Here is a 6,615-nt window from a genome sequence, read left to right as displayed (position 1 = left end):
GGCAATGAGAGCGATGGGCGCGTAAGCGCCGTCTGGATGCGCCACTAGAGGGTGGCGGCGGCCTTCCAGACGTCCAGATGCCAATCACAGTCGATTTATAGGCCCACTTCGGACAACTGGCAGTCAAAACCGAGCGAGCTGCCCTATTGGCACCGTTGCTCGCGCGTTCTCACACAGTCTCGGCCGAGACCTGACCTCGGACGCGATGCACGCGATCGGCTGAGATCGCTGCAAAGCGGACCTGGCAGTACTCCCCACTTGGCGTGAACGCCGCGCTCTTGGCGCCGCTAGCATCGCCCACACATGCGCCGGGAGCTTTGCCATGCTGGAGGTCCGAATCGTCCGAACCCTGTCCGTCGACACAGATGCCGCTGTGGGCCCCGGCAGCCGAGGTGTCAGCTTCTCGATGCCTTGAAGAGGCCACCCGGTCCAGCTGCCATGACCGCAATGCCGATCTTCACTGGAAGTCCTCGGCCCGAGGACCGATCAAGTTCGATTCGCCGGGCTTTGCTCTTCCTGTCGATCTGCGCTCCGATCTGGCTGGTGCCTAACCTGCTCGGCGTCGGGCATCCGATCGTGCTGGTCGCGGCCGTCGTCATGCTGAGCTACCTTTTTCTGCGGCACGAGGGGCGTTCGCTCGCGATCCTCGGTCTCGACGCGTCGTGGCGCCGGCTGGGCGAGCTCGCCGCCGGATTCGCAGGCGGGGCGATCCTCATCGCCGCGATCGCCCTCGTCATGCGGCTCGTGCTCCCCATTCGCTGGGCGTGGAATCCGGGCTTCAGCGCGGGGATGGCGGCCTGGTCGCTTCTCTGGTTGCTATGCGGCAATGCCGTCGAAGAACTCGTGTTCCGTGGCTACAGCTTAGAGCGGCTCGTCGCGGCGCTTGGCCATTGGAAGGCGCAGCTCGTCACCGCGCTCCTGTTCGCGGTCTTCCACATCGCGAACGGGTGGCCCTGGCAGGTGGCGCTGCTGGGTACCACGGTCGGCTCGCTGTTGTTCGGGCTCGTGTTCGTGCGCTGGCGCAGCGTTCCCGCAGCGGCGGGCGTGCATGCGGCGGCGAACTGGGTGCGGGACCTGCTGCTCTGCGATCCGCCGACCGTGAAGACGCTGGTCGCGCCACTCTCGCCGCGCCCATGGACATCGGGCGAGCAACTGAGCGCGTTACTGATCATGGACGGGATCTTCCTCATCGCCTGCGCCGCGCTCGCGATCTCGATCAGACGCCAACCGCCCTCAGCTCTTGCTTCTCCGCGTCCGTGACGCCTCGGCATGCTGGTCGGCAAGTGGCCGCCAGAGCCCGGCTAGCATCGCCCGCACGTTTGCCGGGAGCTTTGCCATGCTGGAGGTCCGAGTCGTCCGAACCCTGTCCGTGGAGACGGCTGCCGCTCTGAGCCACCTCAGCGCAGCCAGTGGCTTGGTTCAGGTGGGGCAGCGGCTGTTTGTCGTTGCCGATGACGAACACACGCTGGCCGTGTTTGATTTGTCGGGCGACCGCGCCGGCCGGCTGCACCGGCTCTTCGACGGCGAATTGCCTGGCAAGCCCAAGGCCCGCAAGGCGGCCAAACCTGACCTGGAGGCACTGGCGCAATTGCCTCCGTTTCATGGCTGCCCGCATGGCGCGTTGCTGGCGCTGGGCTCGGGGTCGCGGCCGCAGCGTCATCGCGCCGCGTTGCTGGCGCTTGACGAGGCGGGCGATCTTCAGGCCACCGTCCGCGAGATTGACCTGGCGTCCTTGTACGAGCCGCTGCACGCAGAGCACGAAAAACTCAACATCGAAGGGGCCTTTGTCAGCGCTGGCAGCTTCTGCCTGCTGCAACGGGGCAATTCGGCCGACGCGGCCAATGTGTTGATCGCCTTCGACTGGCCGGCCGTTCAAGCCTGGTTGAGCGGCACCGCGCCCGCGCCGGGGCCGCTCTCCAGCAGGCCCTATGACCTCGGCGACATCGACGGCGTGCCACTGTGCTTCACCGATGGCGCCGCCTTGCCAGGCGGCGGCTGGGTGTTCTGCGCGGCGGCGGAGGCCACGGATGACAGCTATCTGGATGGCCCATGCGGGGGATCGGCGGTCGGTGTCGTCGCGGCCGATGGGCGCTTGCTTGGCGTGTGGCCGTTGTCCCTGCGATGCAAGGCCGAGGGCATCGCGGTGATCGTCGAGAACGGTGTTCTGCAGCTGCTGCTGGTGACCGACCCGGACGACCGCGACGAGCCCGCGCTGCTGCTCTCGGCGACGCTGGCCATTGACTAGGATCGCGGCACCCGACTCCACGCTTCCCATCATGACTGCCAAGAACGTATTCGTTGCCGCCGCGCTCGCCACAGCCTGCCTGACTGCCTTTGCCCAGTTGCAGCCCGTCGATGCGGCCGACCCCGTCGCCCCGCTCGTCAACCAGCTTGAACTGGAGAAGTACAAGGCCACCATCAAGGGCCTGACCCAGTTCGGCGACCGCCGCCAGGGCACGGCGCGCAACCGGGCGGCGCTGGACTGGATCGAGGCCCAGCTCAAGAGCTACGGCTGCACGAACACCGAGCGGCTGCGCTATGACTTCACCGAGCCGGTCAAGCGCGGCCCGGTGCAACTGCAACCCGTGCGCGCAGCCGGCCCGGCGGCGCAGGGCGGCGGCACGCTGTTCGGCAAGCGTGCCCCCATCGGCGTGAACATGGACCCGATGGCCCAGCCCGACGAGAAGCTGCGCGCACTGAACACCGAGCAGACGCCGCTCGGCACCTCGCCGCGCGAGAGCGTCTACTGCACCAAGGTCGGCACCACCCGGCCCGACGAGATGTACATCGTCTCCGCCCACATGGACGGCATCGGCTTTGGCGAGGCGGCCAACGACGACGGCTCGGGCACGGCCCTCGTCATGGAACTGGCGCGCATCTTCAGCGCGCCTGGCGTGACGACGGAGCGCTCTATCCGCTTCATCCTCTGGAACAACGAGGAGACCGGCCTGAACGGCGCCTATGCCTATGTGGCCCAACGCCAGGCGCTGCAGGGCATCGAGTCGCCCAAGGGCTCCGGTCAGTACCCGGAGCCGAAGTGGCTGGGCATGATCCAGCACGACATGCTGATGTTCGACCACGGCATGCCGGTCCCGAAACTCGACGCCGCCGGCAAGCCGGTACTGGACGCCCGTGGCCAGCCGGTCTACACGGCGCCCAAGGAGCAGCGCGCCGAGGCCGACGTCAACATCGAGTTCCAGGTCAACGCGAAACAGGCGGACGGTGCCGCCAAGCTGGCCTGGGCCCTGCGCGCCGCCAACGAGAAGTACGCAACCGACTATCCGGCCGCTGTTGGCAACCGCATGACCAATACCGACTCGACGCCCTTCATGGACGTTGTGCCGGCCATCTCGGTGCGCGAGAACGAGCGTGGCATGCAGATCGGCGCGGGCTGGAACCCGCACTGGCACCAGCCCACCGACCTGTATGCGACCTACTCGGACAAGGACTTCCTGCTCGGCCTCAACGCGGCACAGACAACACTCGCAGCTGTCGCGCAACTTACGGGGGGCCGGGTCAAGCCCTGACCCTGTGATGTCCTGCCGCCCGCATTCGCGGGGATGTAGCAAATGTATCAATTGGATACAGTTCGCCCCACTGCGCGGTTGCTAACCGCATTCATGCGCGGGCACGAGATGTTGCAGGGCCAGGTGTAGTCAGCGCCAGGGGCACCTAAGCGCACACAGGGAGGAGCGAGGTCGTACGGGTGTCTGCCCGTCGGCCGTTCGGGGTCCACCGTGGGTGGATCAATCCTTCCCGATGTCGTGCCGACAAGCAGGTGCAAGGCGCTCTGGCAGCGCCATGCAGCCGTCCGGTGCGGTGTCCTACGACTGCTGCACCGTGGAATCAAATACTGCTCTCGCTCCGTTCTATGCCGACGTTCCTGATGCGGCCCGCGAACCTGCCGTGCGCGATGCGGCCGATCTGCTCGTCGACGCGCTGGCCGCGCTGGGTGTCGAATATGTCTTCGGCGTACCCGGCGGCGCCATCGAACCCCTCTACAACGCGCTGGCGCGCAGCGCCCGCCGCGGCGGCCCGCAGGCCGTCGTGGCCCGCAACGAACAGGGCGCGGCCTATATGGCCGACGGCTATGCCCGCGAGACCGGCCGCATCGGCGTCTGCATCGCCACCTCGGGGCCGGGTGCCACCAACCTGATCACGGGCGTGGCCTGCGCCTATGACAACAACGTGCCCATGCTGGTCATCACCGGCCAGCCGCCGATCAAGAACTTCGGCAAGGGCGCGCTGCAGGAATCGAGCTGCACGGGCATCAACACGATGGCGATGTTCCGCCCCTGCACGCGTTACAACTCGCTGGTTTCGCACGCCGAGCAGCTGCCCACCAAGCTCTTCAACGCGCTGATGCAGGCGCAGCGTGCGCCCAGTGGCCCCAGCCATCTGTCCATCCCGGTGGACATCCTGCGCGAGCCTATTTCCAGCGACATGGAAACCCCAGACTTCGCTGGCCTGCTGCGCCGCGCGCCGGCCATGGTGGACCTGCCCGCCGTGCGCCAGCTCGCCCGCCTGCTGTTCTCGGCCCGCCAACCGGTATGGCTGATCGGCGATGGTTGTGGCGATGCCGCCAACGAGCTGATGCAGCTGGTGCAGCGCACAGAAGGCAGCTTCATCACGACGCCCGACGGCAAGGGCTTCATCAACCCGCGCCACCCGCGTTTCCGTGGCGTTTTCGGCTTCGGTGGCCACGCCAGCGCTGCCGAGCTGCTGTCGAGCGAGCCCGACCTCGTCATCGCGCTGGGTACGGGCTTTGGCGAGTTCAACAGCGGGGGCTGGTCGGCCGCGCTGCTGAACAGCCGCCTCGTCCACGTCGACGACAGCGACGAGAACCTGATGCGCTCGCAGATGGCGCGGCTGCATGTGCGCGGCCACATCAAGTCGGTCTGCGAGCAGCTGATCGCGCTGCTCAACTCGCCGCAGGACGCGACGCTGCTGCCCTTCCTGCACCCGCAGATGGCGCGCCAGGCCTACGAGGCCATGGTCGACAACCCCGAAGCCATCCACAGCGACAGCGCGCCGGTGAAGCCGCAGCGCCTGCTGGCCACGCTTTCCGAGCGCTGCCCGCCGCAGACGCGCTTCGTGGCTGACGCCGGCAACAGCGCCGCCTGGGCGGTGCACTATCTGGCGCCGCACGACCAGCGCGCCCGCATGCCCGGCGGCGCCTATCTGCCCTCCGGCAAGGAAAGGCGCACCCGCAGCTCCAGCTGGCTGCGCGTGACGATGGACTTCGCCCCCATGGGCTGGGCCATCGGCTCGGCCGTCGGCATCGCGATGGCGAATCGTCGCTGCCCGGTCGTCTGCCTGACCGGCGACGGCAGCTATCTGATGAATGGCCAGGAAATCACGGTGGCCGCCGAGTTGGGCCTGCCGGTGCTTTATGTGGTGCTGAATGACGGTGCGCTCGGCATGGTCAAGCATGGCCAGCGCCTGGCGGGCGCCGAGCCCATCGGCTTCCAGTTGCCCAAGGTCGACTTCGCCATGATGGCCGCGGCCATGGGCATCCCCGGCCATGTGATCCGCTCGCCGCAGGACCTGGACGCGCTGGACTTCGACGCGCTGCTGTCGCGCCAGGGGCCGACGCTGCTGGACATCCGCATCGACGGCGAGGAAGTGCCGCCGATGAACCTGCGCATGAAGACGCTGGGCACGGCGCGATGAGCGCCGCGCCGGGCCGCCCCAAGCAAGCTCGTTCCCGCCTGGCGGGACAGGCCGCAGGCCGAAGGGTGCACCAATGAGTCAGGTCCACACCCGCATCTGGCTGGAGGAGCCCGAGCCCGGCAACGCCTTCGCCACGCGCGCCGCCTACTGCCACGGCTATGACGTCTACGGCGAGATGCTGGGGCAGGCGCGCTGGGTGGAGATGCTTTTCCTGCTGTTCCGCGGCGAAGCGCCGGAGCCGGCACAGGCGGCCTTGCTGGAGGACCTGGCGCTTGCCCTGGCCAACCCCGGGCCGCGCGACCCGTCGGTGCATGCGTCGATGTGCGCCGGCACCGGCGGCTCGACGGCTGCTGCCAGCCTGATGGCCGCGCTGGCGGTAGGCGCCGGCCGGCAGGGCGGCGCTCGCGAGGTCTTCCATGCGATGCAGCTCTGGCAGCGCTGCGGAACCGACCTGGCGCAATGGACGCAGACCCTTGGCCAGACCGAGGCCTCGGTGGCCAGCATCTGGCCCGAATGCGACCACCCGCCCGGCTTCGACGCACATGCCGATTGCATGGCGCCGCTGGCTCGGCACCTGCTTGCGCACCTGGCAAGCAACGCAGCCAGCCAGCGTTGCGCCTGGCTGGTGAAGCAACAGGCCGCACTGGAAGCTGCCGCCGGCGCGCCCTTGGCGATGACGGGCGTTGCCGCCACCGCGCTCGCCGACCTCGGCTTCACGCCGGAGCAGGGCGAGATGCTCTTCCTGCTGCTGCGCCTGCCCGGCGCCGCGGCGCACGCGCTGGAGCAGCGCGGCATCGGTCCCAAGCAGTTCCCCTTTTTCGAGCTGGACCTGTTGAACGATCCCGCCGAACAGGTGGCCGCATGAAGCCTCTGCAGTTCCCCTTTTTCGAGCTGGACCTGTTGAACGATCCCGCCGAACAGGTGGCCGCATGAAGCCTCTGC

General features: G+C 67.9%; 5 protein-coding genes. All 5 read left to right on the top strand.

Annotation, left to right across the window (positions count from 1 at the left end; translation table 11 throughout):
- Nucleotides 1–438 precede the first annotated feature (438 nt).
- The 5 genes from AC1D2H_RS29425 to AC1D2H_RS29405 all read left to right on the top strand — a co-directional run bounded on the left by AC1D2H_RS29425 (nt 439) and on the right by AC1D2H_RS29405 (nt 6,538).
- Nucleotides 439–1,260 (top strand): CPBP family intramembrane glutamic endopeptidase, encoded by an 822-nt coding sequence (locus AC1D2H_RS29425; RefSeq protein ID WP_478013354.1) that lies wholly within the window; start codon nt 439–441, stop codon nt 1,258–1,260.
- A gap of 76 nt (nt 1,261–1,336) precedes the next feature.
- Nucleotides 1,337–2,245 (top strand): DUF6929 family protein, encoded by a 909-nt coding sequence (locus AC1D2H_RS29420; protein WP_478013353.1) that lies wholly within the window; start codon nt 1,337–1,339, stop codon nt 2,243–2,245.
- 31 nt (nt 2,246–2,276) lie between these two features.
- On the top strand, nt 2,277–3,527 hold the full coding sequence (locus AC1D2H_RS29415) for a M28 family peptidase (RefSeq protein WP_478013352.1): 1,251 nt from the start codon (nt 2,277–2,279) through the stop codon (nt 3,525–3,527).
- Nucleotides 3,528–3,840: 313 nt separating this feature from the next.
- A complete protein-coding gene (locus tag AC1D2H_RS29410) occupies nt 3,841–5,673 on the top strand; it encodes a thiamine pyrophosphate-binding protein (RefSeq protein ID WP_477933785.1) in 1,833 nt (610 codons plus the stop codon).
- A gap of 73 nt (nt 5,674–5,746) precedes the next feature.
- Nucleotides 5,747–6,538 carry a citrate synthase family protein gene (locus AC1D2H_RS29405; RefSeq protein WP_477933783.1) on the top strand — a complete coding sequence of 264 codons (792 nt, stop codon included), beginning with the start codon at nt 5,747–5,749 and terminating at the stop codon, nt 6,536–6,538.
- Nucleotides 6,539–6,615 lie beyond the last annotated feature (77 nt).

Source organism: Roseateles sp. P1_C1_2 (assembly GCF_056406535.1).
This window is presented reverse-complemented; position numbering and strand designations above follow the sequence as displayed.